The sequence below is a fragment of the Streptomyces sp. SP17BM10 genome, from assembly GCF_036322405.1.
In the GTDB taxonomy this organism is placed as follows: Bacteria; Actinomycetota; Actinomycetes; order Streptomycetales; family Streptomycetaceae; genus Kitasatospora.
Window position 1 is genome coordinate 1 of record NZ_JAQYXB010000327.1, and the last position, 25,095, is coordinate 25,095.

At 74.7% G+C, this 25,095-nt stretch carries 20 protein-coding genes; 16 read left to right on the top strand and 4 right to left on the bottom strand.

The genetic code is table 11. The features are described from left to right. Window positions 1-1,738: tetratricopeptide repeat protein (locus PUR71_RS40955; RefSeq protein ID WP_443077315.1), on the top strand; the 1,738-nt coding region annotated here is incomplete at its 5' end. An 85-nt stretch (window positions 1,739-1,823) separates the two neighbouring features. Here PUR71_RS40955 and PUR71_RS01645 read toward each other — a convergent pair. Continuing rightward, the gene (locus PUR71_RS01645; protein WP_329924474.1) at window positions 1,824-3,194 is read right to left on the bottom strand and encodes a DUF1015 domain-containing protein; all 1,371 of its coding nucleotides are present in this window, start codon (window positions 3,192-3,194) and stop codon (window positions 1,824-1,826) included. A gap of 103 nt (window positions 3,195-3,297) precedes the next feature. On the opposite strand from PUR71_RS01645, the gene PUR71_RS01650 reads away from it, so the two are divergent. Beyond that, window positions 3,298-3,876 (top strand): tetratricopeptide repeat protein, encoded by a 579-nt coding sequence (locus tag PUR71_RS01650; protein ID WP_329924475.1) that lies wholly within the window; start codon window positions 3,298-3,300, stop codon window positions 3,874-3,876. 102 nt (window positions 3,877-3,978) lie between these two features. Further along, window positions 3,979-5,019 carry an HAD-IIA family hydrolase gene (locus tag PUR71_RS01655; RefSeq protein WP_329924476.1) on the top strand — a complete coding sequence of 347 codons (1,041 nt, stop codon included), beginning with the start codon at window positions 3,979-3,981 and terminating at the stop codon, window positions 5,017-5,019. Between the two features lie 61 nt (window positions 5,020-5,080). Here the strand turns inward: PUR71_RS01655 and PUR71_RS01660 are convergent, their stop codons facing one another. Then, entirely contained in the window at window positions 5,081-5,428 is a 348-nt protein-coding gene (locus PUR71_RS01660) for an alkyl sulfatase C-terminal domain-containing protein (protein WP_329924477.1), read from the bottom strand. Between the two features lie 174 nt (window positions 5,429-5,602). Here PUR71_RS01660 and PUR71_RS01665 point away from each other — a divergent pair, with 174 nt between their 5' ends. The 4 genes from PUR71_RS01665 (at window position 5,603) to PUR71_RS01680 (ending at window position 8,524) form a co-directional block, all read left to right on the top strand. Next, window positions 5,603-6,442: a hypothetical protein gene (locus tag PUR71_RS01665; protein WP_329924478.1), complete on the top strand. Its 840-nt coding sequence runs from the start codon at window positions 5,603-5,605 to the stop codon at window positions 6,440-6,442. Continuing rightward, complete coding sequence (locus PUR71_RS01670) at window positions 6,435-6,656, top strand: hypothetical protein (RefSeq protein WP_329924479.1); 222 nt, start codon at window positions 6,435-6,437, stop codon at window positions 6,654-6,656. The genes PUR71_RS01665 and PUR71_RS01670 overlap by 8 nt, the downstream gene beginning before the upstream one ends. Before the next feature lie 49 nt (window positions 6,657-6,705). Further along, window positions 6,706-7,512: a TlyA family RNA methyltransferase gene (locus PUR71_RS01675; protein WP_329924520.1), complete on the top strand. Its 807-nt coding sequence runs from the start codon at window positions 6,706-6,708 to the stop codon at window positions 7,510-7,512. Between the two features lie 103 nt (window positions 7,513-7,615). Continuing rightward, entirely contained in the window at window positions 7,616-8,524 is a 909-nt protein-coding gene (locus PUR71_RS01680) for an NAD kinase (RefSeq protein WP_329924480.1), read from the top strand. Window positions 8,525-8,546: 22 nt separating this feature from the next. Here PUR71_RS01680 and yczR read toward each other — a convergent pair whose 3' ends face one another. After that, window positions 8,547-10,058, bottom strand: a complete 1,512-nt coding sequence (gene yczR, locus PUR71_RS01685) for a MocR-like transcription factor YczR (RefSeq protein ID WP_329924481.1) — start codon at window positions 10,056-10,058, stop codon at window positions 8,547-8,549. A 193-nt stretch (window positions 10,059-10,251) separates the two neighbouring features. Here yczR and yczE point away from each other — a divergent pair, with 193 nt between their 5' ends. The 3 genes from yczE to PUR71_RS01700 all read left to right on the top strand — a co-directional run bounded on the left by yczE (window position 10,252) and on the right by PUR71_RS01700 (window position 14,048). Next, the gene (gene yczE, locus PUR71_RS01690) at window positions 10,252-10,872 is read left to right on the top strand and encodes a membrane protein YczE (RefSeq protein WP_329924521.1); all 621 of its coding nucleotides are present in this window, start codon (window positions 10,252-10,254) and stop codon (window positions 10,870-10,872) included. 88 nt (window positions 10,873-10,960) lie between these two features. Beyond that, a complete protein-coding gene (gene recN, locus PUR71_RS01695) occupies window positions 10,961-12,694 on the top strand; it encodes a DNA repair protein RecN (RefSeq protein ID WP_329924522.1) in 1,734 nt (577 codons plus the stop codon). Between the two features lie 175 nt (window positions 12,695-12,869). Then, window positions 12,870-14,048, top strand: coding sequence for a glycosyltransferase family 4 protein (locus PUR71_RS01700; protein WP_329924482.1), 1,179 nt, complete (start codon window positions 12,870-12,872; stop codon window positions 14,046-14,048). A gap of 13 nt (window positions 14,049-14,061) precedes the next feature. On the opposite strand, the gene PUR71_RS01705 is transcribed toward PUR71_RS01700, so the two are convergent. Further along, window positions 14,062-16,059, bottom strand: a complete 1,998-nt coding sequence (locus tag PUR71_RS01705; RefSeq protein WP_329924483.1) for a glycoside hydrolase family 15 protein — start codon at window positions 16,057-16,059, stop codon at window positions 14,062-14,064. Between the two features lie 725 nt (window positions 16,060-16,784). On the opposite strand from PUR71_RS01705, the gene PUR71_RS01710 reads away from it, so the two are divergent. The 6 genes from PUR71_RS01710 to PUR71_RS01735 all read left to right on the top strand — a co-directional run bounded on the left by PUR71_RS01710 (window position 16,785) and on the right by PUR71_RS01735 (window position 25,066). Then, window positions 16,785-18,464 (top strand): CTP synthase, encoded by a 1,680-nt coding sequence (locus PUR71_RS01710; protein WP_443077316.1) that lies wholly within the window; start codon window positions 16,785-16,787, stop codon window positions 18,462-18,464. A 106-nt stretch (window positions 18,465-18,570) separates the two neighbouring features. Then, entirely contained in the window at window positions 18,571-19,218 is a 648-nt protein-coding gene (locus PUR71_RS01715) for an NUDIX hydrolase (RefSeq protein ID WP_329924484.1), read from the top strand. A 176-nt stretch (window positions 19,219-19,394) separates the two neighbouring features. Then, a complete protein-coding gene (locus PUR71_RS01720; RefSeq protein WP_329924485.1) occupies window positions 19,395-21,581 on the top strand; it encodes a tetratricopeptide repeat protein in 2,187 nt (728 codons plus the stop codon). Between the two features lie 265 nt (window positions 21,582-21,846). Continuing rightward, window positions 21,847-22,962 carry an alanine dehydrogenase gene (gene ald / locus PUR71_RS01725; RefSeq protein WP_329924486.1) on the top strand — a complete coding sequence of 372 codons (1,116 nt, stop codon included), beginning with the start codon at window positions 21,847-21,849 and terminating at the stop codon, window positions 22,960-22,962. A gap of 434 nt (window positions 22,963-23,396) precedes the next feature. Continuing rightward, on the top strand, window positions 23,397-24,464 hold the full coding sequence (locus PUR71_RS01730; protein ID WP_030290161.1) for a ParA family protein: 1,068 nt from the start codon (window positions 23,397-23,399) through the stop codon (window positions 24,462-24,464). Beyond that, window positions 24,461-25,066, top strand: a complete 606-nt coding sequence (locus tag PUR71_RS01735) for a hypothetical protein (RefSeq protein WP_329924488.1) — start codon at window positions 24,461-24,463, stop codon at window positions 25,064-25,066. Before PUR71_RS01730 ends, PUR71_RS01735 begins: the two co-directional genes overlap by 4 nt. Window positions 25,067-25,095: the final 29 nt, after the last annotated feature.

Sequence of the window (25,095 nt, forward strand, 5' to 3'; positions counted from 1 at the left end):
CCGTCAGGGCGGTGGCTTCCGCCGTGATGACCGTCCGTCGGGTGGTTTCAACCGTGACGACCGCGGCGACCGTGGTGGTTTCCGTCGTGATGACCGTGGCGAGCGCCCCTCGGGCGGTGGCTTCCGTCGTGACGACCGCCCCTCCGGCGGCTTCAACCGTGACCGCGACGACCGTCCGCGTCGTGACGACCGTGGCGAGCGCCCCTCCGGTGGTGGCTTCCGCCGCGATGACCGCCCGTCCGGCGGCTTCAACCGTGACCGCGACGACCGTCCGCGTCGTGATGACCGTGGCGAGCGCCCCTCCGGCGGTGGCTACCGCCGCGACGACCGCCCCTCCGGTGGTGGCTTCCGCCGTGATGACCGTCCCTCGGGTGGTTTCAACCGTGACGACCGCGGCGACCGTGGTGGTTTCCGTCGTGACGACCGTGGCGAGCGCCCGTCCGGCGGTGGCTTCCGCCGCGACGACCGCCCCTCCGGCGGCTTCAACCGCGACCGTGACGACCGTGGTGGTTTCCGTCGCGATGACCGTGGCGAGCGCCCCTCCGGCGGTGGCTTCCGCCGCGACGACCGCCCCTCCGGCGGCTTCAACCGCGACCGCGACGACCGCCAGGGCGGCGGCTACCGCCGTGACGACCGTGGCGAGCGCCCGTCCGGCGGTGGCTACCGCCGCGACGACCGCCAGGGTGGCGGCGGCTACCGCCGTGATGACCGCGGTGGCCGCTTCGAGGGCCGTCGGGACGACCGTCGCGACGACCGCGGCGGCCGCGACTACGACGACCGCCGGGGCAACTACGAGCCCGTCAAGCGCCTGCCGATCCCGGAGGACGTCACCGGCTTCGAGATCGACGCGGACGTGCGCCAGGAGCTCAAGAGCCTGCCCAAGACGCTCGCCGACGACGTCGCCCGCAACCTGGTGATGGTCGCCCGCCTGCTCGACAGCGAGCCGGAGGAGGCCTACCAGTACTCCCGCGTCGCCCTCCGCCTGGCCTCGCGCGTCGCGGCCGTCCGCGAGGCGGCCGGCTTCGCCTCGTACATGACCCAGCGTTACTCCGAGGCGCTGACCGAGTTCCGCGCCGCCCGCCGGATGACCGGTCGTGCGGACCTGTGGCCGGTCATGGCCGACTGCGAGCGCGGTCTGGGCCGTCCGGAGCGGGCGCTGGCGATGGCCGGCGAGCCCGAGGTGAAGCAGCTGGACAAGGCCGGCCAGGTCGAGATGCGCCTGGTCGCGGCCGGCGCGCGCACCGACATGGAGCAGTTCGACGCCGCCGTGGTGACCCTGCAGAGCCCGGAGCTGGCCTCCAGCGCCGTGCACCCGTGGACTGCGCGCCTGCGGTACGCCTACGCCGAGGCCCTGATCGCGGCCGGCCGGGCGGACGAGGCCCGCGAGTGGTTCGTGAAGGCGGTCGAGGCCGACACCGACGGTTCGACCAACGCCTCCGAGCGGCTGGCCGAGATCGATGGCGTGGAGTTCGTGGACGCGCTCGACCCCGAGCTGGAGGACGAGGCCGAGGAGGCCGAGGCCCCGGCGAAGAAGCGCGGCGGCGACGTGTCCGACGACCGCGTGATCTTCGAGGACGAGGAGGACGTCGAGGAGTACTACGACGAGGACGACCTCGAGATCGACGATGACTTCGACGGCGTGGTGCCCGAGCGTTCGAACGACGCGAAGGACGCGAAGGACGCGAAGGACACGGAGAAGACCGAGGCCGCCGGCGCCGAGGCCGACACCAAGAGCTGACGCTCGACCCAACGAGTGAGGCCCTGCCGCACCCCGGGAGATTCCGGAGCGCGGCAGGGCCTCACTGCGTCAGGGCCCGGCCGGGTCAGCCCAGTTCGAGGTTGCGCAGGACGAGCCCGGTGGCCGGCTTCGGGCCGAAGGACGTCGACTTGCGCGGCATCGTGACGCCCTGTTCGGCGAGCCGCCGCACGACGCTCTCGCGCACCGGGTGCAGCAGGACGGCGGTGCCGCCGGTGCGGGCCGCCTCCCGTTCGGCGGCGACGGCGGTGTGCAGGTAGCCGATGTCGTCGGGGCCGTCTTGGACGTGCCAGGTGTGGTCGAGCAGGGTGGCGTGCAGGACGGTCGCGTCCAGGTGGCGCCACTCCTCGGGGCGGTCGCGCGGCACGGTCGCGTCGAGGAGGGCCTCCTCGGGCTCGCCGACCAGCCAGAAGACGTCGTCGCCGCCGGTGAGGACGAAGCCGTTGCCGCCGTGTCGTTTCTGCTCGGCGAGCGCCTGGAGGGCGGAGGCCAGCGGGCCGGGGACCTCCTTGACCTGCCACTGGTCGCCCAGCCGCTCCAGGGCCTCGGCGACCGGCAGCCGGTAGAGCACCCGGTGGATGGCCCGGACGCGCAGCGGGTAGCGGGCGGTGTCCACGAGGAGCACCATGCCGCGGTCCCACGGGCTGCGCGGCAGGTGGCGGTGCTCGCGCTGGAGGCGCAGGTACATCTCCCAGCGGTGGTGGCCGTCGGCGATCAGGGCCCGGCAGCGGGCGAGGTCGCGGCCGATCTCGGCGATGTCGTCGGGGGCGGTGACGGCCCAGAGGCGGTGGTGGGTGCCGTCGCTGGTGGCGGTGGCGAGCAGCGGTTCGTCGCGGACGGTGCGCTCGATGACGTCGGCCGCGCCGCCGTTGCCGCGGTAGGTGAGCAGGAGCGGTTCGAGGTTGGCGCGGGTGGTGCGCATGAGGCCGACCCGGTCGGCGACCGGCCGCGGCATGACGTCCTCGTGAGGGAGCACCACGCCGGTCTCGCGGCCGCTGACCGCGAGGGCGCCGATGAGGCCGCGCTGCAGCAGCTCGGGGGACTCGGCGGTGGCGGGCACGCGCTGCTCGTAGACGTAGAGCGCGGGCTCGGGGTCGGCGGCGAGGACGCCCTCGCGCTGCCAGTCGTGCAGCAGCCGGGCGGCGTGCCGGTAGCGGGTGTCGCGGTCGGGGCGGTCGCCGCTGTCCTCGGGCTCGGGGCGCGGCAGGATCAGCCGGACCACGTTGTGCGGGTCGGCGGTCTCCAGGTCGAGCCGGCGGCCGGGGTCGACGACGTCGTACGGGGGTGAAGTGACCGCGGCCAGCGTTCCGACCCGGTCGGGGACGTAGCGCAGGCCCCGGAACGGGGACAGGGACAGACCTGCGGTGGCGACGTGCCCGGGATCGCCGGGGCCGCCCTGCGGAGTCTCGGCTCCGTCTTCTGCACTGGAGGTGCTCATTCTGGGCATCGTAACCGGGTACGCGTTGTTGAGAGATCGGAACACCTGTGCCGATCAGTGGGACGGGTGGGCGACTGCGGGGCGAACGAGGGCGAGGTACGACATGAACGACGGGTGGAACCAGGTGGACGACGGCGCTCCGGTCGAGCCGGGCGGAGGGGACGGCGCCATCGGTGGCGGCGACGCCGGGGTGGGCGGCGTCCCGGCTCAGCGGCCTGGCGAGCCCGCCGGCGACGTGTACGAGTGGTTCCGCCGGGGCGGGCAGCTGCTGGCCCAGGGGCACCCGGCGGCGGCCGAGCAGCTGCTGGCCCGGGCGGCGGCGGCCGAGCCGCACTCGCGGAGCATCCGGGAGGCGCTGGCGCGGGCGCAGTTCGACGCGGGGTCGTACGCGGCGGCGCTGGAGAACTTCCAGGCCGTCGCGCTGGCGGATCCCTCCGACGACTACGCTCAGTTCGGCTGGGGCGTCGCGGCGGCCCGGTTGGGCGACTTCGAGACGTCCGCCGAGCACCTGGCGCTGGCGGTGGCGATGCGGCCGCAGACCGAGCACTACCGGGCGGCGCTGCGGCAGACCCGGGCCACCCTGGCGGCCCGTGCCGGGGCGTTCGGCCCGCTGCTGCCCGGGGCGCCCGGGTACCTGGAGCCCCCGGTGGGCGGGTCCGCCGGGGGCGACGACGGCGCGTGAGCGGCGGGCCGGTCCACCGCGGGGGACGAAGCGGCGGACGCGGTGAACGACGGTGCAGTGAACGCAGTGGAACGACGATGCAGTGAATGAGGTAGAGCAGGCATGACCGAGACGGCCACCCCCGTGCGACGGACCGCCCCCGGGAGCAGCGAGCGCCCGCTCACCGAGGCGTACGACACGGCCCTGTTGGACCTCGACGGCGTGGTGTACGCCGGTCCGCACGCGATCGAGCACGCGGTGGACGCGCTGGACGCCGCCCGCGCCGCCGGGATGCGCCTCGCGTACGTGACGAACAACGCCTCCCGGCCGCCCCGGGTGGTGGCCGAGCACCTGACCGAGCTGGGCGTGCCGGCCGAGCCCGCCGACGTGATCAACTCGGCGCAGGCCGCCGCCCGGTTGGTCGCCGAGAAGGTGCCGGCCGGGTCGAAGGTGCTGGTCGTGGGCGGTCTCGGGCTGGAGGAGGCGCTGGCCGAGCGCGGTTTGGTGGCGGTCCGGTCGCTCGACGACGAGCCGCTCGCGGTGGTCCAGGGCTACGACCCGTCGGTCGGCTGGGCGCAGTTGGCGGAGGCGTCGTACGCGGTGCAGCGCGGGCTGCCGTGGGTGGCGTCCAACACCGACCTGACGGTGCCGACGGCCCGGGGCATCGCGCCCGGCAACGGGACGCTGGTGGCGGCGGTGCGCGCGGCGACCGGGGTGGAGCCGGAGGTGGCGGGCAAGCCGCTGCCGCCGATGCACCGCGAGACGGTGCTGCGGACGGGGGCCGAGCGGCCGTTGGTCGTGGGGGACCGGCTGGACACCGACATCGAGGGCGCGTTCAACGGCGGCGTGGACAGCCTGCTGGTCTTCACCGGGGTGACGACGGCGGCGCAGCTGCTGACGGCTCCGGTCGAGCACCGTCCGACGTACCTCGCGGCGGACCTGCGCGGCCTGCTGGAGCCGCACCCGGCGGTGGACGCGGTGGACGGCGGCTTCTCCTGCCGCGGCCGGCTCGCGCGCGCCGAGGAGGGCGTGCTGCGGCTGGAGGGCGCCGGGGCGGACCGCTGGGACGGCCTGCGGGCGCTGTGCGCGGCGGCCTGGGCGGCGCTGGACGCGGACGGCGAGCCGGCCGACGGGCGGAAGGCGCTCGCCGAGCTGGGCTTCTGACCCAGGGCGGCGGGCCCGAGCGGGGCTTCTGCCCCAGGGCGCCGGGCCGCGGCGGCCGGGGTCAGAGCAGGGTGCGCAGCCGCAGGAGGTCGCGGAAGCCCGCCTCCAGCTTGACCCGGCCGCTCGCCCACGCGGAGGCGAAGTTGAGCCCGCCGGCGACGAGGGCGACCAGGTCGTCGCTGGCCATGGTGAGCCGGATCTCGGCCTTCTCGGCGGGGGCGCCGGGTGTCGAGACGACGTCCTGGATCCGGCCGTCGCGCAGGCGCCCGGTGAAGGTCAGGTCGAGGTCGGTGATCCGGCAGGAGAGGGAGCGGTCGAGGGCGGCTGCCTTGCGGACGTCGCCGGTGGACTTCGCCATGTTCCGGCTGAGCTGTTCCAGTGCCTCGCGGCACTCCTCGGCGTCGGCCATGGCGGTGGATCCCCTCCCTGGGCGTCCCGGTTCCGGTGGCCGACGGCGGTGGTCGGCGCGGGGCCACGGTACCGCAGGCGGGTTTTGGCGGTAGCGTCGTCAGTGTGGCGCCCGGTACCGGCCGGGGGCCGACGGCGACGGAGCGATGCGCGCAGGCGCTAAGGAGGCACCCGGATGCTGCCGAGGACGGTGCGGGGAGTGGTCGAGGCCGCGGCCGTGGTGGTGGAGGAGGTCGGCAAGCGGGTCGTCGGGACGGCGGCCACGATCCTGGAACGGACCGGGGTCGACGTCGCCGAGGTCGAGCGCCGACTGGGCGGGCAGTTCCCGCCGTCGGCCAAACAGCTGCAGACCCTCGCCGAGGAGGCGGTCACCGCCGGGCGGGCCGGGGTGGACCTGGCTGTCGGCGTGGCGCGCGGCGAGGTCGAGAAGGCCTTCGAGAGGGTCGGCGACCAGGTGACCAAGGTCGGCGTGGTGCTCGCGTACCTGGAGAGCAAGCTGCGCGAGGTCGAGGAGGACGCCGTCCCGGCGGCGCGGCCCGCGGCGGGGGCGCGGGACGAGGAGCCGGTGCCGGCGCCGCGGGCGGACGGCCTGTTCGGCCGTGGCTGGGAGCAGCGGGACGAGCCGCCGGTGGGCCGTGCGGTGGGCGAGCCGGTAGCGGCGGAGCGGGTGGAGGTGGACGAGCCGGTCGAGGTCGATCCGCCGGTGGCACCGGTGAGGGAGGCGCCCGCCGGGCCGTCCGGGTCCGAGCCCGTCGAGAAGGCCGTCGCCAAGAAGGCCGCTGCCGAGACGACGGCTGCCGAAAAGACGGCGGCGAAGAAGACGGCGGCGAAGAAGACGGCTGCGAAGGCCACGACCGCCAAGACCCCGGCGGTGAAGAAGACGGCCGTCAAGAAGACCGCCACCGCGAAGAGCACGGCCAGGAAGACGGCCGCCGCCGATGTGCCCGCCAAGCGCACCGCGACGAAGAAGACCACCGTCCGCAAGGCCACCAGCACGAAGAAGCCCGATGCCTGACGCCCCCGCGCCGGGAACCGTCCCCGGCGCCGCTCCCGGCGCCGCTCCCGAGCCGCTCGGCGTCGACCTGACACCGACCGGCCACCCCGCCGTGGACACCGGGCTGGCCCGGCTGGAGGCGCTGGACGGGGTGCCGGCCGAGGCGCACGTCGCGGTGTACGAAGATGTTCACCGGCGGTTGGCCGACGCGCTGGCCGCGCTCGACCAGGACTGACCCGCATTGACGACCCGCACGACCCGTAGGAGCTGAAACACCAGTGGCAGTGGCACGACGCCGTCTCGACGCGGAGCTGGTCCGCCGCAAGCTGGCCCGGTCGCGCGAGCACGCGTCCGAGCTGATCGCGGCGGGCCGGGTGACCGTCGGCGGCACCACCGCGACCAAGCCGGCCACCCAGGTGGAGACCTCGGCGGCGGTCGTCGTGGCCAAGGACGACAACGACCCCGACTACGTGTCGCGCGGCGGCCACAAGCTGGCCGGGGCGTTCGCGGCGTTCGTGCCGCAGGGTCTGGTGGTCGAGGGCCGCCGTGCGCTGGACGCGGGCGCGTCCACCGGCGGGTTCACCGACGTGCTGCTGCGGGCCGGCGCGGCCGGCGTGCTGGCGGTGGACGTCGGCTACGGACAGCTCGCCTGGTCGTTGCAGAGCGACGACCGGGTGACGGTGATGGACCGCACCAACGTCCGCGAGCTGACCCTGGAGATGATCGGCGGCACCCCGGTCGACCTGGTGGTCGGCGACCTGTCGTTCATCTCGCTGGGCCTGGTGCTGCCGGCCCTGGCCGGGTGCGCGGCCGCGGACGCGGACCTCGTGCTGATGGTCAAGCCGCAGTTCGAGATCGGCAAGGAGCGGCTGGGCAGTGGCGGCGTGGTGCGCAGCCCGCAGCTGCGCGCCGAGATGGTGCGCCAGGTCGCCGCCCAGGCGTGGCAGCTGGGGCTGGGTGTGCGGGCGGTCACCGCGAGCCCGTTGCCGGGGCCGTCCGGGAACGTCGAGTACTTCCTGTGGATGCGGCGGGACGCCCCGCCGCTGGATCCGGCGGAGGCGGACCGGGCCGTCGCGGAGGGCCCCCGATAAGGTGCTCGGGGGACGTCGGGTCCGTCATGCTGTGTGATTGCTGTGTGACGCGACCGCACCGGGCCGAGGGCGACCCGGCAGGCGTGAGGGAGAGGGCAGCGGCATGAGCGACGAAGAACGTACGGTCTTCCTGATCGCGCACACCGGCCGGGAGGCGGCGCTGCGCAGCGTCGAGGGCCTGGTGCACGGGCTGCTGAAAGCGGGCATCCGGATCAGGCTGCTGGCGGCCGAGGCGGTGGGCCTGGACCTGCCGGACGGCGCCGAGAAGGTCGGCGGCGGGCCGGGCGCGGCGGACGGCTGCGAGCTGATCCTGGTCGCGGGCGGGGACGGCACGCTGCTGCGCGGGGCGGAGCTGGCGCGCGAGCACGGGCTGCCGATGCTCGGGATCAACCTGGGCCGGGTGGGCTTCCTCGCGGAGGCCGAGCGGGACGACCTCGCGGTCGTGGTCGAGCGCGTGGTGAAGGCCGACTACGAGGTCGAGGAGCGGATGACGCTCGACGTCATCGTCCGCACCAACGGCGACGTGGTGCACCAGGACTGGGCGTTGAACGAGGCCTCGATCGAGAAGGCGTCCCGGGAGCGGATGTTGGAGGTGGTGACCGAGGTGGACGGCCGGCCGGTCTCCAACTTCGGTTGCGACGGGGTGGTGTGCGCGACGCCGACGGGGTCGACGGCGTACGCGTTCTCGGGCGGCGGCCCGGTGGTGTGGCCGGAGGTGGAGGCGCTGCTGATGGTGCCGATCTCGGCGCACGCGCTGTTCGCACGCCCGCTGGTGGCCTCGCCGGACTCGGTGCTGGCGGTCGAGGTGCAGCCGAAGACCCCGCACGGCGTGCTGTGGTGCGACGGGCGGCGTTCGGTCGAACTGCCCGCCGGCGCGCGGGTGGAGGTGCGCCGGGGGCAGACGCCGGTGCGGCTGGCACGGCTGCACCGGGCGCCGTTCACCGACCGGCTGGTCGCCAAGTTCGCACTCCCGGTGACAGGTTGGCGCGGGCGCTCGAACACGTCCTGCTGACCCGGGGCACCCGGGGGCGGCGTCACACGGCCAGCGGCTGGCCGTCGTCCGCCGTGCCGAACCGGCCGCCGCTGCGCGCCTGCGCGGCGACGGCGGCGAGCCGTTCGACGGCGGCGGGCACGGCGGGCGCGGGCACGGTGAGCGGGAGCCGGACGTGGTGCTCGAACGCGCCGTCCGCGCCGAACCGGTTGCCGGAGGCGATCCGCACGCCGCCGCGCTCCCCGGCGAGTGCGAGCGCCGCGCCGGACAGGCCGTCCGTGGAGACCCAGAGCGAGAGGCCGCCGGGCGGCGGCGCGTAGCTCCAGCCGGGCAGGTGGAGGGGCAGTGCCGCGCCGAACGCGTCGGCGGTGGCCCGCAGCCGGTCGAGTTGGTGGGCGCGGACGGCGGGGAGGGGATCGCCCATCAGGTCGGCGGCGATCAGCTGGTCCAGCACCGGCGTCCCGACGTCGCTGTAGACGCGCTCGGAGGCCAGCCGGCGCACCAGCGCGGGCGCGGCCCGCACCCAGCCGATCCGCAGGCCGCCCCAGAGCAGCTTGCCCGCCGAGCCGACGGTGACCACCTGGGCGGTGCGGTCCAGTGCGGCCGTCGGGCGCGGCGGCGGCGTTCCGCGCGGCAGGCCCCAGCCGAGCTCGGCGGTGGTCTCGTCGACCAGGACGACCGTGCCGGCCGTGCGGGCCGCGGCGAGCAGCTCGCGGCGCTGCTCCTCGGGGATCAGTGCGCCGGTCGGGTTGTGGAAGTCCGGCAGGACGTAGGCGAGCCGGGGCGCGGCGCCGTGCAGCACCCGGCGCCACTCGGCGAGGTCCCAGCGCGGCCCGCGCAGCGGCCCGTCCGGCCATGCGTACGGGACGGGCACCAGCCGCGCTTCGGCGAGCCGCAGGGCCTGGAGGGTGTGGGCGTAGGTGGGCGCCTCGACGGCGACGCGGTCGCCGCGGCCGATCAGCACCCGCTGGAGCAGGTGGAGGCCGCCCATCGCGCCGGTGGTGATCAGGATCTGGTCGGGGGTGGTGGGCAGGCCGCGCTCGGTGAAGCGGCGGGCGACGGCCTCGCGGAGCACCGGGACGCCGGTGGGGTAGTGGCCGTGCCCGGCGGCGTAGCGGGGCAGCTGCTCGACGGCGCGGGCGGCGGCCTCGCCGAGGAAGGGCTGCGGGGCGGGCAGGGCGGCGACGCCGAGGTCCAGGGTGCGGTTCTGCTCGTCCGGCGGGACGGGGTGCAGGGCGTCGCTGGGCGGCGGGGCGCCCTCGGGCAAGCTGGTCCAGCTGCCGGAGCCGCGGCGGCTGCGCAGGTAGCCGTCGGCGCGCAGCGCCTCGTACGCGGTGGCGACGGTGGTGCGGCTGAGCTCCAGGGTGGTGGCGAGCTCGCGTTCGGCGGGCAGGCGGGCGCCGACCGGCAGGCGGCCCTCGGTGACCAGCAACCGGATCTGGCCGGCCAGGGTGCGGTAGGCGGGTCGGCGGGCGGTGGCCGGGTCGGGCAGTCGCGCGGTGGAGAGCAGCCGGGCGAGTGCCGGGGGAGTGACGGTGGTGTGCCAGTCGGCCATGGGTGATCAGTCCACTTGCTCGGGATTGGCCCTGGAAGGGGCCCGTTTGGCCCGCTCATCATGACAGTGCGGCCCTCGGAGCCGCCACCGCCGGGGCCGTTCCCCGGGGTGCGGCACCACCGCAGGAGCACCGTTGGCCACCACCGCGCCCCCGACCGCCGTCCCGTCCGGGCGGACCTCCCTCGCCGTCCGCGTGCTCGGCGACACCCACGCGCTGGGCCGCCGCCTCCCGCAGCTCTTCGGCGGCCTCGCGCTGTACGGCGCGAGCATGGCCCTGATGCTCCGCTCCGGCCTCGGCCTCGATCCCTGGGACGTCCTGCACCAGGGCCTCCAGCGCGCGCTCGGCCTGACCGTCGGCGCCTGGGTGACGATCTGCGGCGCGCTCGTCCTCCTGCTGTGGATCCCGCTGCGCCAGCGGCCCGGCGTCGGTACCGTCGCCAACGTGCTGGTGATCGGTGCCGCCATGGACCTCACCCTGACCCTCGTCGGCGGCGTCGGCGCGCTGCCCGCCCGGATCGCCCTGATGACCGCTGCGGTCCTGCTGAACGGCCTGGCCGGCGGCCTCTACATCGGCGCCCGCCTCGGTCCGGGCCCGCGCGACGGCCTGATGACCGGCCTGCACCGGCGCACCGGCCGCTCGCTGAGGCTCATCCGCACCGGCATCGAACTGACCGTGCTCGCCGCCGGGATCCTCCTCGGCGGTACCGCCGGGGTCGGCACCGTCGCGTACGCACTGGCCATCGGCCCGCTGGTGCAGTTCTTCCTGCCCTGGTGCACCGTGCCCGGCCCGGGGCAAACCTCCCGGAAGGGATGAACTTCCGGGCGCGGAGTTGCCGCGCGTCGTTGCCGCTCGTCGCGCGGCGGGGGTGGAACCTCGTAAGGTCGTCTCCGTGTTGGACGAGATGCGGATACGGGATCTTGGGGTCATCGACGACGCGGTGGTCGAACTGGCCCCCGGCTTCACCGCCGTGACCGGTGAGACCGGTGCAGGCAAGACCATGGTGGTGACCAGCCTCGGCCTGCTGCTCGGCGGCCGGGCCGACCCGGGGCTGGTGCGGGGCGGCACCGGACGCGCCGTCGTCGAGGGCCGGCTCGAACTGCCGCCCGGCTCGCCGGCGGCGGCCCGCGCGATCGAGGCCGGGGCCGAACTGGACGACGGCGCCCTGCTGATCAGCCGTACCGTCTCCGCCGAGGGGCGCTCGCGGGCGCACGTCGGCGGCCGGAGCGTGCCGGTCGGGCTGCTCGCCGAACTCGGCGAGGACCTGATCGCGGTGCACGGCCAGACCGACCAGCAGCGCCTGCTGCGCCCGGCCCGCCAGCGCGGCGCGCTCGACCGGTACGCGGGCGAGAGCGTCGCCGAGCCGCTGGCGCGCTACCGGGAGACCTACCGGGCGCTGCGCGAGGTCTCGGCGACCTTGGAGGAGCTGACCACCCGGGCCCGCGAACGGGCCCAGGAGGCGGACCTGCTGCGCTTCGGCCTGGACGAGATCGCCGCCGCCGAGCCGGTGGCCGGCGAGGACGTCGAGCTGGCCGCCGAGGCCGAGCGCCTCGGCCACGCCGACGCGCTGTCCTCCGCCGCTACCCTCGCCCACGCCGCCCTGGCCGGCGACCCGGCCGACCCGGAGGCGCTGGACGCCGGCACCCTGCTCGCGCAGTCCCGCCGCGCCCTGGACGCCGTCCGCCACCACGACGAGCGGCTGGCCGCCCTGGCCGACCGCCTCAACGAGGTCGGCTACCTGCTCGCCGACGTGGCCGGCGACCTGGCCGGCTACGCGGACGACCTGGACGCCGACCCGGTGCGCCTGGCCGCCGTCGAGGACCGCCGGGGCGCGCTGGCCCAGCTGCTGCGCAAGTACGGCGGTGCGGAGAACACCCTCGCCGAGGTGCTCGCCTGGGCCGAGGCCGGATCGGCCCGGCTCGCCGAGCTCGACGGCGACGACGACCGCATCGACGAGCTCGGCGCCCGGGAGACCGAGCTGCGCGCCGAGCTGGCCGAGCTCGCGGCCGAGGTGTCGGCGGCCCGGCACGCCGCCGCCGGGCGCTTCGCCGAGGCCGTGTCCGCCGAACTCGCCGAACTGGCCATGCCGCACGCCCGGGTGACCTTCGCGCTCTCCCTGGTCGACGACCTCGCCGGGATCGAGGTCGACGGGCGCACCGTCGCCTACGGCCCGCACGGCGTGGACGAGGTCGAGGTGCTGCTCGCCCCGCACCCGGGCGCCCAGCCCCGCCCGATCGCCAAGGGCGCCTCGGGCGGTGAGCTGTCCCGGGTGATGCTCGCCGTCGAGGTGGTCTTCGCCGACGCCGACCCCGTCCCCACCTACCTGTTCGACGAGGTGGACGCGGGCGTCGGTGGCAAGGCCGCGGTCGAGATCGGCCGTCGGCTCGCCAAGCTGGCCGAGTCCGCCCAGGTCGTGGTCGTCACCCACCTCCCGCAGGTCGCCGCGTTCGCGGACCGGCACCTCGTCGTGGAGAAGACCAACGACGGCACCGTGACGCGCAGCGGCGTCAAGGTGCTCAACGACGAGGAGCGGGTGCGGGAGCTCTCCCGGATGCTGGCCGGCCTGGAGGACTCCGAGCTGGGCCGGGCCCACGCGGAGGAACTGCTGGCCGCCGCCCGGGCCCCGCGCCAGCGCTAGCCGGCCCCTCCGCCGGGTCCGGCGGCCCTCGCGGCACGACGACGCGCCCCGGTGGCGCCGACTGTCCAAGAGGGCCGCCGACCTGGCATGGTGGCGGCTGGACACTGGCTTTCCAGTCCCGAGCGCCGCCGGCGGGCAACCCCCGCAGCGGGGCGCGCGAACCTGATCGAGTCGGATGCGAGACGACGTGGACCATTCCGCCGCCCGGGTCACCCCGGCCGCCCCCGAGCCGGGCCAGCTGCACGTGGTGCTCGTCCTGGCCGCCAGCACCGGCGGGATCGGTGCCCATGTCCGCTCCCTCGCCCAGGGCCTGGTCGCGCACGGGGTCGGCGTCACGGTGTGCGCCCCGGCCGGCACGGACGCGCTGTTCGGCTTCTCCCGCACCGGTGCCCGGTTCCACACCGTCGACATCACCCCCACCGCGGGCGCCCGCAGCGATGCCACCGCGATCGGCGAACTGCGCCGCGCCTTCACCGGCGCCGACGTGGTGCACGCCCACGGCCTGCGCGCCGGGCTGCTCTCCGACCTCGCGCTGCGCACCGCCGGTCGCTTCCCGGGCCTGCGCCCGCAGACGCCGCTGGTGGTCACCTCCCACCACGCGCTGCTGGCCACCGGCATGGAGCGCCGCCTCCAGCGGCTCATGGAGCGCCGGGTGGCGCGCGCCGCCGACCTCGTCCTCGGGGCCTCCTCCGACCTCGTCGCCCGGGCCCGCGAACTGGGCGCCACCGACGCCCGGCTCGGCCCGGTGGCCGCCCCGCCGATGCCCGAGGGCCGGCTCGACCGGGACTCGGCGCGGGCCGCGCTGCTCGGCGGGGGCCCGGACCGGCCGCTGGTGCTGGCGGTGGGCCGACTCGTCCCGCAGAAGGCCTTCGGACTGCTGCTGGACGCCACCCGCGAACTGTCCGCGCTCGACCCGGAACCGCTGCTGCTCCTCGCCGGGGACGGCCCCGAGGCGGGCGCGCTGCGCGAGCGGGTCACCGCCGAGAAGCTGCCGGTACGGCTGCTCGGCTACCGCACCGACGTGCCCGACCTGCTGTCGGCCGCCGACGTCGTGGTCGTCTCCAGCCGCTGGGAGGCCCGCTCGCTGGTCGTCCAGGAGGCGATGCGGGCCGGCGTGCCGGTGGTCGCCACCGCCGTCGGCGGGATCCCCGAACTGGTCGGCGACGCGGCCGAGCTGGTGCCCGCCGGGGACCCGGTCGCGCTCGGCCGGGCCGTGCGCGACCTGCTGGCCGACCCGCGACGCCGGGAGCGGCTGGTGGCGGCCGGCCGTCAGCAGGCCGAGACCTGGCCGGACGAGGCCGCCACCGTCGCCCAGGTGCTGAGCACCTACGACGAGCTGGTCCAGCGCGCCTAGGGCCCCCGCACCGTCAGACGGTCGCCTGCTCCATCCGCTCGCCGGCCAGGCCGTCGGGCTGGGCCGACAGGTAGGCGCCGCCGCAGGCGGTCAGGCGCAGCGCGGTGTCGATCAGCGGGACGTGGCTGAAGGCCTGCGGGAAGTTGCCGACCTGGCGCTTGGCGCGGGGGTCCCACTCCTCGGCGAGCAGGCCGAGGTCGTTGCGCAGCCCGAGCAGTTTGTCGAACAGCTCGCGGGCCTCCTGGACCCGGCCGATCATGGCGAGGTCGTCGGCAAGCCAGAACGAGCAGGCGAGGAAGGCGCCCTCGTGGCCGGAGAGGCCGTCGACGTTGTTGCCGCTCTCGTCGTGGGTGGGGTAGCGCAGCACGAAGCCGTCCTCGGTGGACAGTTCGCGCTGGATCGCCTCGATGGTGCCGATGACGCGCTTGTCGTCCGGCGGGAGGAAGCCGACCTGGGGGATGAGCAGCAGCGAGGCGTCCAGCTCCTTGCCGCCGTAGTACTGCGTGAAGGTGTTGCGCTCCGGGTCGTAGCCCTTCTCGCAGACGTCCCGGTGGATGGTGTCGCGCAGCTCGCGCCAGCGCTCCAGCTGGTCGTCGCAGGGGGCGTCCTCGGGGGTCTGCTCCAGCAGCTTGATGGTGCGGTCGACGGCGACCCAGGCCATCACCTTGGAGTGGACGAAGTGCCGGCGCGGGCCGCGGACCTCCCAGATGCCCTCGTCCGGGTTCTGCCAGTGGTCCTCCAGGTACTCGATCAGGCGCAACTGGAGGTGGTGGGCGTGGTCGTTGCGCACGAGGCCGGTCATGTGGGCCAGGTGCAGGGCCTCGACGACCTCGCCGTAGACGTCGAGCTGGAGCTGGCCGGCGGCGCCGTTGCCGATCCGCACGGGCTGGGAGTTCTCGTAGCCGGGCAGCCAGTCCAGCGAGGACTCGGTGAGCTCGCGCTCGCCGGCGATGCCGTACATGATCTGCAGGTTCTCCGGGTCACCGGCGACGGCCCGCAGCAGCCACTCGCGCCAGGCCTTGGCCTCCTCGCGGTAGCCGGTGCGCAGGAGCGAGGAGAGGGTGATCGCGGCGTCGCGCAGCCAGGTGTAGCGGTAGTCCCAGTTGCGCTCGCCGCCGATGTCCTCGGGCAGGGAGGTGGTGGGGGCGGCGACGATGCCGCCGGTGGGGGCGTAGGTGAGGCCCTTGAGGGTGATCAGCGAGCGGACGACGGCCTCGCGGTAGGGGCCCTGGTAGGTGCACTGGTCGGCCCACTCGTGCCAGAAGTCGGCGGTGGCGTCGAGCAGTCCCTCGGCGTCGGGGACGTTGGGCGCCTCCAGGTGGGAGGCCTGCCAGGTGAGGGCGAAGGCGATCCGCTCGCCGGCCCGGACGGTGAAGTCGGCGTAGGTGGTGAGGTTGCGGCCGTAGGTGTCGGCCTCGCCGTCCAGCCAGACCGAGTCGGGCCCGGCGACGGCGACGGTGCGGTGGCCGCCGTCGGGCTGCTCGACCCGGTGCACCCAGGGGACGATCCGGCCGTAGGAGAAGCGCATCCGCAGCGCCGAGCGCATCCGGACGGTGCCGGTCACGCCCTCGACGATCCGGATCATCTGGGGGACGGCGTCGCGGCCGGCCAGCGGGCGCGGCGGCATGAAGTCGATCACCCGGACGGTGCCGCCCTGGGCGTCCCACTCCTGCTCCAGGATCAGCGAGTCGCCCCGGTAGCGGCGGCGGTCGGCGGGCACGGCCGGGGCGGCGGCGGTGGGCGGGGGGACCCGCAGGTCGGCCGTGTCGGCGAAGCGGACCCGGCCGGCCACCGGGGCCGGGGCGGCGGTGGGGGCGGGGACCTCGGTCGCGACGGCTTCGGCGGGGCCGATCCGCCAGAAGCCGTGTTCATCGGTGCCCAGCAGGCCGGCGAACACGGCCGGCGAGTCGAAGCGGGGCAGGCACAGCCAGTCGACCGCCCCGTCCCTGCTGACCAGGGCGGCGGTCTGCATGTCCCCGATGAGTGCGTAGTCCTCGATACGGCCGGCCACGTGGATCTCCAGTTCGCAATGTGGTCACGACGCATCGGCGATCCGAGAGGAGCGAGCGGTCTGCGGGGCCGGAGGTCCACCCCGGGACGTCCGGCCCGCCGGTGGGTGGTGGCGGGCCTTGCCGGAGTGTCCGCGCGGGGCTCGGTGGAGCCCCCGGGGTGGGTGGGGAGGAGCTGGATCACGGAGGTGTCCGGTCGCGCATCGGGGACCGGGAGCGTCCTGACCCTCCCACGCCCTCCGCGTGCTCGTGTTGTCGGCGATGCGTCCGTGCAGCTTACGACGGACGAAAGGGGCGAAGCACGCGGACGCTGCCCCGTGTGGCGCCACAATTCGGGGGAAATGCCGTGCATCGCGGAGGTGACGTGAAGGATGGTCCGGACGGATCAGTTCCGGGGGGTCCACCGGGAGGAGTCGCCATGGCCCGGTCGGGGAGTGTTCCCGTGGCCCGGTCCGGTGGTGGTGCGACCGGTGTGACGGATGCGGCGAATGGTGCGCCGGTGGTGCGCCCCGCGTGCGCCGTCACGGTGGCGCGAGCGGCCCGGAAGGCGTCCGGGTCGGGTCACTGATACCCTGGTATCCCGTGGACCGGTGGGATCAAACGCCCCGGACCAGCCGAACCGACGACCCTTCGGGAGCCGTGCCCCGCACCGCCCCCCTCGTCGCCCGGCGAGCCGGTGAGCCCCCACCCACGTCACTTTCGACTCGCGACCCACGGGAGCCCCCTCTTGGCACAGCCCCATTCCGGCAAGGCAGCGAACGGCCGCGCCGTGACGACCAAGCACCTCTTCGTCACCGGGGGTGTCGCCTCTTCGCTCGGCAAGGGGCTCACCGCCTCCAGCCTCGGCGCCCTGCTCAAGGCCCGCGGACTGCGCGTCACGATGCAGAAGCTCGACCCGTACCTCAACGTGGACCCGGGCACCATGAACCCGTTCCAGCACGGCGAGGTCTTCGTCACCGACGACGGCGCCGAGACCGACCTGGACATCGGCCACTACGAGCGGTTCCTGGACACCAACCTGCACGGCTCGGCCAACGTGACCACCGGCCAGGTCTACTCCACCGTGATCGCCAAGGAGCGGCGCGGCGAGTACCTGGGCGACACCGTCCAGGTCATCCCGCACATCACCAACGAGATCAAGTCCCGGATCCGCCGCATGGCGACCGAGGACGTCGACGTGGTGATCACCGAGGTCGGCGGCACCGTCGGCGACATCGAGTCGCTGCCGTTCCTGGAGGCCGTCCGCCAGGTCCGCCACGAGGTCGGCCGGGACAACGTGTTCTTCGTGCACGTCTCCCTGCTGCCCTACATCGGCCCCTCGGGCGAGCTGAAGACCAAGCCGACCCAGCACTCCGTCGCCGCGCTGCGCAACATCGGCATCCAGCCCGACGCGATCGTGCTGCGCGCCGACCGCGAGGTCCCGCAGGCCATCAAGCGCAAGATCTCGCTGATGTGCGACGTGGACGAGGAGGCCGTGGTCGCGGCCATCGACGCCAAGTCGATCTACGACATCCCCAAGGTCCTGCACGGCGAGGGCCTGGACGCCTACGTGGTGCGCCGGCTCGACCTGGCGTTCCGCGACGTGGACTGGACCACCTGGGACGACCTGCTGCGTCGCGTCCACGAGCCGCAGCACATCGTCAAGGTCGCCCTGGTCGGCAAGTACATCGACCTGCCGGACGCCTACCTGTCGGTGACCGAGGCGCTGCGCGCCGGCGGCTTCGCCAACAACGCCCGGGTCGAGATCAAGTGGGTCACCTCCGACGACTGCGAGACGCCCGAAGGCGCCCGCGAGCAGCTCGGCGACGTGGACGCGATCTGCATCCCCGGCGGCTTCGGCGACCGCGGCGTCAACGGCAAGGTCGGCGCCATCACCTTCGCGCGTGAGAACAAGGTCCCGCTGCTGGGCCTGTGCCTGGGCCTGCAGTGCGTGGTCATCGAGGCGGCCCGCAACCTGGCCGGCCTGCCGGAGGCCAACTCCACCGAGTTCGACGCCGCGGCCAAGCACCCGGTCATCTCGACGATGGCCGAGCAGCTGGCGATCGTCGACGGCAAGGGCGACCTGGGCGGCACCATGCGCCTCGGCCTCTACCCGGCCAAGCTCGCCGAGGGCTCGATCGTCCGCGAGGTCTACGGCGGCGAGCAGTACGTCGAGGAGCGCCACCGCCACCGCTACGAGGTCAACAACGCCTACCGCGCGGACCTGGAGAAGACCGGCCTGCAGTTCTCCGGCCTCTCGCCCAAGGGCGACCTGGTCGAGTACGTCGAGTACCCGCGCGAGGTGCACCCGTACCTGGTGGCCACCCAGGCCCACCCGGAGCTGAAGTCCCGTCCGACCCGCCCGCACCCGCTGTTCGCGGGCCTGGTCAAGGCGGCCATCGAGATCAAGACCTCGGCGCCCGAGTAGTCACGACCTCTCCGGCCCCGGTCGTTCACCGGACGGCGGTCCCGCGATTCCCGCGGGGCCGCCGTCCGGCGTTAGATTGTGTCGTACTGACGAAAAGGGGAGAGCGATGGACGACAGCAGCGACCGGGTGATCGCCGACACGGCCGAGGAGTGGGAGGTCCGGGAGGGCCGCACCCCGTTCCAGGGCCGGGTCACGGGCGTGCGCAGCGAGGAGGTCCGGATGCCCGACGGCAGCTGGGCCCGCCGCGACTACCAGACCCACCCCGGCTCGGTGTCGGTGCTCGCCCTGGACGACAAGGAGCGGGTGCTGATCCTGCGCCAGTACCGCCACCCCGTGCGCCAGCGGCTCTGGGAGCTGCCGGCGGGCCTGCTCGACGTGCCCGGTGAGAACCCGTGGCACGCGGCCAAGCGGGAGCTGTACGAGGAGGCGCACGTCGAGGCCCGCACCTGGCGGGTGCTCGCCGACTACTACACCTCCCCGGGCGGCACCGACGAGGCACTGCGGATGTTCCTCGCGACCGACCTGTCCGAGGCCGGCGGCGAGCGCTACTCGGCCGAGGGCGAGGAGCAGGAGATCGAGACGGCCCGGGTGCCGGTGCCCGAGCTCATCCGGCTGATCCAGGCCGGGCAGCTCCACAACCCGACGCTGATCACCGGCACCCTCGCCGTGCACGCCGCGCTGACGAGCCCCGGCGGCCTGGACGCGCTGCGCCCGCCGCAGGCGCCCTGGCCGGCCCGGCCCTTCGAGGTCTGAGCCGGGGCCCGTGCGGCCCGTCCCGGCGCTCCCGTTGATCCGGCGGGGTGATTCGCCGGTTCGTACGACCGGATGTCACCTCGGCCGGGCCGGACGGCCGAACTACGCTTCGCAGACAGGCGGTCCGTCCCGGGCCGCGTGAGCTGAGCGCCGGACGACGTCGGGAGTGGGCACGGGTGGCGAGGAAGACGGTGACGATGGACACCGGCCCCGGAGTGCCCGCCGGGGTCGTGCCCGGTGTGGAGCGGCTGCCGGCGGGCCCCGCGGTGTTCGCCGGGCGGCGCGCCGAACTGGCCGCGCTGCGGGCCGCCGCGGCCCGCCCGGCCGTCGGCCGCAGCCCGGTGCTCGTGCTCGCCGGGCGCCCCGGCTCGGGCCGCACCGCGCTCGCCGTGCGCTTCGCCCGCACCGCGGCCCCGGACTACCCCGACGGCGTGCTCTTCACCCGCCTGTCCGCGCCCGACGGCTTCCGGGTGCCGCCCGCCCGCGCCGCCCGCCTGCTGCTGGAGCAGCTCGACCCGGACGCGGACGTGCCGTTGCCCGGCGCCACCGAGGACGGGCGCGACGAGCCGGCCTGCGTCGCCCTGCGCGAGGCCCTGGCCGGGCGCAGGGTCCTGCTGCTGCTCGACGACGTCCGGGACGCCGGGCAGCTGTGGCCGCTGCTCGCCGACGAGCCCGGCTGCCTGGTGCTCGCCACCACCGCCGGGCCGCTCACCGGCATCGAGGACATCGACCCCGTCATCCTCGGCGGCCTCGACCGGCAGGCCTCCGGCGAGCTGCTCGCCGACCTGGTCGGGGGCACCCGGATCTCCTGCGACCCGGTCGGCGGCGCCGACCTCGCCGAGGCCTGCGCCGCCCGGCCGGCCGCGCTGCGGCTGATGGCCGGGTGGCTCCGCGAAAACCCCAAGGCGGCCGTCACGGAGGCGGCCCGCGAGCTCGCGGGCGTCCTCGGCGAGGAGGCGGCCCGGCCGGCGGCGGACCGGACCAAGGGCGCGAACGACGGCGAGAAGGGCGTGGGGAAGGACGCCGGTAAGAACGTTCTGAACGACGTGGCGACGGGGGCCGCGCAGAGCGTCGTGAAGAGCGTTCCGAACGAGCGGAAGAGAGAAGAGGAGACGGCGGCCGCGAAGGGGGCGAAGGCCGCCAGGGGCGCCAAGGGAGGCAAGGGGACCAACGGCGTCAAGGACGCGAAGGGGCCCGGGACCGGTGGCGCCGTCGCGGCGCCGGAGCCGCCCGCCGAACCGGCCACGGACCCGGCGGCCTGGGTCAAGCCCGCCCCGGAGCCCGCCGAGCCGGTGCCCGTCCCGGACAACGACCCGCTGGTCGGCGCGTTCACCCTGGTGTACCGCACGCTGCCGGCCGCCCAGGCGCGGATGCTGCGCACCCTCACCCTGGCCCCCGCCCAGACCGCCGACCCCCGCACCGCCTCCGCCCTGGTCGGCTGCCCGGCCCCGGACGCCGCCGCGACGCTGGCCGCGCTCGCCGAGCGGGAGCTGCTCGCCGAGGAGCCGCCGGCTCCCGACGGCACGCCGCGCTACCGGGTGCCCGCGCGGCTCTACCCGCGGCTCGTGCGGCTGCGCGAGCACGAGGACCGGCCCGCCGAGACCGAGCTCGCCCGGGCCCGGCTGCTGGAGCGGATGGTCCGGCTCACCGAGTCGGCCCGGGCGCTGCTCGACCCGGCCGCCGGGCCCGCGCCGGAGCCGCTGCCCGCCGCGCTGCGGCTGCGCTCGGCCGCGCACGCCCGGGAGTGGCTGCTCGGCGAGCGGGACCTCCTGCTCGGCGCCGTCGGCGACGCGATCGGCCAGGGCGACCTCGACGGTTCGGCCGGGCGGCTGGTCACCGCGCTGTTGCGGGCGCTGCCGCTCACCGGCGGCGCCGGCCCCGCCGACCTGCACCGCCTGCACGAGTTGGTGCTGACCGTCGCCGAGCGCAACGGCCGGCCCCGGCGAGCCTCGGCCGCGCTGCTCAACCTGGGCGACCTGCAGGCCGCCGCCGGGCGCTGGGAGCTCGCCGGGACCCACTACCGGGCCGCCCTGGAGCACGCCCGCAGCGTCGGCGACCAGCCGCTCTGCGCGCGGGCGCTGGAGGGCGCGGCCGGGTGCCACCGGGCGCTCGGGGACGCGGTGCGCGCCGCCGACTGGTACGGCCGGGCGCTCGGGCTGCGGCAGGCGATGGGGGAGCAGGCGGCGGAGGCCCGGCTGCTCGCCCGGGTGGCCGAGGCGCACACCGCCCAGCGCCGTTTCGAGGAGGCCGAGCGCGAGTACCGCGCCGCCCTGGCGGTGCTCCGCAGGTTGGGCGACGAGCGGGGTCAGGAGGCCGTCGGGGCCAGCCTGGCGGACCTGCGCGAACGCCTCCAGACCGGGTGATGATGGGCCGTTCGGGGGTATTGTCTTAGTTGTCCGGTTCGGACATTTTTGATGGGAACATCAGGGCGGAAGCCTACGAACCTGCCAATGTGTCCGGCAAAATTAGTCACTTTGGAAGGCTGACACGCCGACTGGGCTTCATTACACTCGAACTCAGTCGCGCAGCGATCCATGCCCCGGGCTGCCCCCGGAGGCTTCCCCCCGTGCGCGTCGCCCGCCGGTCTTCTCCGGTAGGGACCCCCATGGCAAGAGGACGTGTTTAGCCGTGAAGGTCGGCATCCCCCGCGAGGTCAAGAACCACGAGTACCGCGTGGCCATCACGCCCGCCGGCGTGCATGAGCTGGTCCGCAACGGACACGAGGTCTACATCGAGGACAACGCCGGTGTCGGCTCCTCGATCCCCAACGAGGAGTACGTGGCCGCCGGTGCCACCATCCTCCCCACCGCCGACGAGGTGTGGGCCACCGCCGACCTGCTGCTGAAGGTCAAGGAGCCCATCGCCTCGGAGTACCACCGCCTCCGCAAGGGCCAGACCCTCTTCACGTACCTGCACCTGGCGGCCGACCGCGCCGGCACCGACGCGCTCGTCGCGTCCGGCACCACCGCGATCGCCTACGAGACCGTGCAGCTCGGCAACGGCGCCCTGCCGCTGCTCGCCCCGATGTCCGAGGTCGCGGGCCGCCTGGCCCCGCAGGTCGGCTCCTACCACCTGATGCGCCCGGCCGGCGGCCGCGGCGTGCTGCCCGGTGGCGTGCCCGGCACCCACCCGGCCAAGGCCGTCGTCATCGGCGGTGGCGTCTCCGGCTGGCACGCGGCCACCATCGCCATCGGCATGGGCTACGACGTGACCCTGCTCGACCGCGACATCAACAAGCTGCGCGAGGCCGACCGCATCTTCGGCACGAAGATCAAGGCCATCGTCTCCAACACCTTCGAGCTGGAGAAGGCCGTCATCGAGGCCGACCTGGTCATCGGCGCCGTGCTGATCCCGGGCGCCAAGGCCCCGAAGCTCGTCACCAACGAGCTGGTCTCCCGCATGAAGCCGGGCTCCGTGCTCGTCGACATCGCCATCGACCAGGGCGGCTGCTTCGAGGACTCGCGTCCCACCACGCACGCCGAGCCGACCTTCCAGGTCCACGACTCGGTGTTCTACTGCGTGGCCAACATGCCGGGCGCCGTCCCGAACACCTCCACCTACGCGCTGACCAACGCGACGCTGCCGTACGTCGTCGAGCTGGCCAACCGCGGGTGGAAGGAGGCGCTGCGCCGTGACCCGGCGCTCGCCAAGGGCCTGAACGTGCACGAGGGCCAGATCACCTTCCCGGCCGTCGCCGAGGCCTTCGGCCTGGAGTCGGTGTCCCTGGAGAGCGTGCTCGCCTGAACACCCTGACCGCACGGCGGTCGTTCGCCCCCGACCCTCTCCCCTCGGGTCGGGGGCTTCGCCGTGCGCGTGAACGGTCGGTGGCGCGGGCGGATCGCTCTGTCGTCAATTTCCGTCGGTCGTGTCACCCCACCGCACCCCGGCGCAGAAACGTTAGGGTCAACAGGCCACTCATCCCTTGACAGCGGCCCGCCCGATAGTCGACACATCATGCCCACTACCGTGGATTGTGTTGCTGCGAACGCCTTGAACGGCCTAGAGTCGCAAACCGTCGGCTGCTGCCACGCTGACGAATCGACATAGAGTCCTGGATGCCCAAGGAGGTAAGACGACTTGTGAATGAGTCGACATTTGCTCCCGGGGGTGGTCAGCCAGGACTGGCGGAACGCACCGCCGGCCAGCCGAGTGAGGAGCCCGGGGCCCGGCAGCCCACCGTGGGCTCGGCCGAGGTCGGCTCGGTCGCACTCCGTACTTTCGAAGCACGCCAGAACACAGCGCAGGTGACCACGGTGACCGATCACGACACCGACTTGGCGGCCTACGGCCTGGCCTACGGCGAGTTCGCCTACGGCGCCTACGACGACCCGGACGCCGAGTACGAGCCGGACCCGGAGTACGCCGCCACGCTGGCCCCGGACGCCGCGCGCCAGCGCCGCGAGCGGGTCGGCCCCACCGGCCGTCCGCTGCCCTACTTCCCGATTCCCGCGCCGGTGGCCGAGCACGGCCCCGCGCAGATCATCGCGATGTGCAACCAGAAGGGCGGCGTCGGCAAGACCACGTCGACCATCAACCTGGGCGCCGCGCTGGCCGAGTACGGCCGCCGGGTGCTGCTCGTCGACTTCGACCCGCAGGGCGCGCTCTCCGTCGGACTGGGCGTCAACCCGATGGAACTCGACGTCACGGTCTACAACCTGCTCATGGAGCGCGGCCTGACGGCCGATGAGGTCCTCCTCAAGACGGCCGTGCCGGGCATGGACCTGCTGCCGTCCAACATCGACCTCTCCGCCGCCGAGGTGCAACTCGTCAGCGAGGTGGCCCGGGAGTCCGCGCTGGCGCGCGCCCTGAAGCCCCTCCTGCCGGACTACGACTACGTCATCATCGACTGCCAGCCCTCGCTGGGCCTGCTGACGGTCAATGCGCTGACGGCCGCTCACAGCGTCATCGTCCCGCTGGAGTGCGAGTTCTTCGCGCTGCGCGGCGTCGCGCTGCTCACCGAGACCATCGAGAAGGTCTGCGAGCGGCTCAACCCCGAGCTGCGCCTGGACGGCATCCTCGCCACCATGTACGACTCGCGCACCGTGCACAGCCGCGAGGTGCTCGCACGCGTCGTCGAGGCCTTCGGCGAGCACGTCTTCCACACCGTCATCGGGCGGACCGTGCGCTTCCCGGAGACCACCGTCGCCGGCGAGCCGATCACCACGTACGCGACCAACTCGGTCGGTGCCGCCGCCTACCGCCAGCTCGCCAGGGAGGTGCTCGACCGGTGCCGCCCCGCCGAGTGAGTCTCCCGGGTGCCGACGAGCTGTTCCGGACCACCGGCGGGATGGCGCTGTCGCCGTCCCTCGCGCCGCGTCCGGCCGCCGAGGCATCCAGACCGGAGACCGCGCGGACCGGCAACGGCACGGACGGCGCCGAGGGCGCCGAGGGCACGCAGGACGCCCAGAGCACCGGCGAGACGGGACGCAGGCCGTCCCCGCAGGACCAGCCGGCCGCCACCGTCCCGGCGCCCGCGCAGCCGCCCGTGCAGCGCTCCGCCGGGGTCCAGGGCGGCCGCGCCGCCGCCGCCACGTCGGCCGGCGCCCCGGCGCCCGCCCGGGTCGGCGGCGCCTCCGAGGAGCAGGCGGGCGCCGCCGGACGGGCCCGCCCGCGCGGCCGCGCGCCGCGGCGGCCCAGCGGACGCGAGCGGCACGACGAGAAGATCACCGTGTACGTGTCCGCCGAGGAGCTCATGGACCTCGAGCACACCCGGCTGGTGCTGCGCGGCGAGCACGGCCTGGCCGTGGACCGCGGGCGGATCGTCCGGGAGGCCATCGCGGTCGTCCTGGCGGACCTGGAGCAGCGCGGCGAGGCCTCCATCCTGGTGCGGCGCCTGCGCGGCCGCTAGCGCCACGTCACCGGGGCGTGTCGGGGCGC

Coding starts and splice junctions, on each gene's coding strand:
- PUR71_RS01715 (WP_329924484.1), top strand. CDS start 18,571: ATGGACGACAGCAGCGACCGGGTGATCGCCGACACGGCCGAGGAGTGG.
- PUR71_RS01700 (WP_329924482.1), top strand. CDS start 12,870: ATGCGAGACGACGTGGACCATTCCGCCGCCCGGGTCACCCCGGCCGCC.
- PUR71_RS01645 (WP_329924474.1), bottom strand. CDS start 3,194: ATGAGCACCTCCAGTGCAGAAGACGGAGCCGAGACTCCGCAGGGCGGC.
- PUR71_RS01650 (WP_329924475.1), top strand. CDS start 3,298: ATGAACGACGGGTGGAACCAGGTGGACGACGGCGCTCCGGTCGAGCCG.
- PUR71_RS01680 (WP_329924480.1), top strand. CDS start 7,616: ATGAGCGACGAAGAACGTACGGTCTTCCTGATCGCGCACACCGGCCGG.
- PUR71_RS01665 (WP_329924478.1), top strand. CDS start 5,603: ATGCTGCCGAGGACGGTGCGGGGAGTGGTCGAGGCCGCGGCCGTGGTG.
- PUR71_RS01660 (WP_329924477.1), bottom strand. CDS start 5,428: ATGGCCGACGCCGAGGAGTGCCGCGAGGCACTGGAACAGCTCAGCCGG.
- PUR71_RS01655 (WP_329924476.1), top strand. CDS start 3,979: ATGACCGAGACGGCCACCCCCGTGCGACGGACCGCCCCCGGGAGCAGC.
- yczR (WP_329924481.1), bottom strand. CDS start 10,058: ATGGCCGACTGGCACACCACCGTCACTCCCCCGGCACTCGCCCGGCTG.
- recN (WP_329924522.1), top strand. CDS start 10,961: ATGCGGATACGGGATCTTGGGGTCATCGACGACGCGGTGGTCGAACTG.
- PUR71_RS01670 (WP_329924479.1), top strand. CDS start 6,435: ATGCCTGACGCCCCCGCGCCGGGAACCGTCCCCGGCGCCGCTCCCGGC.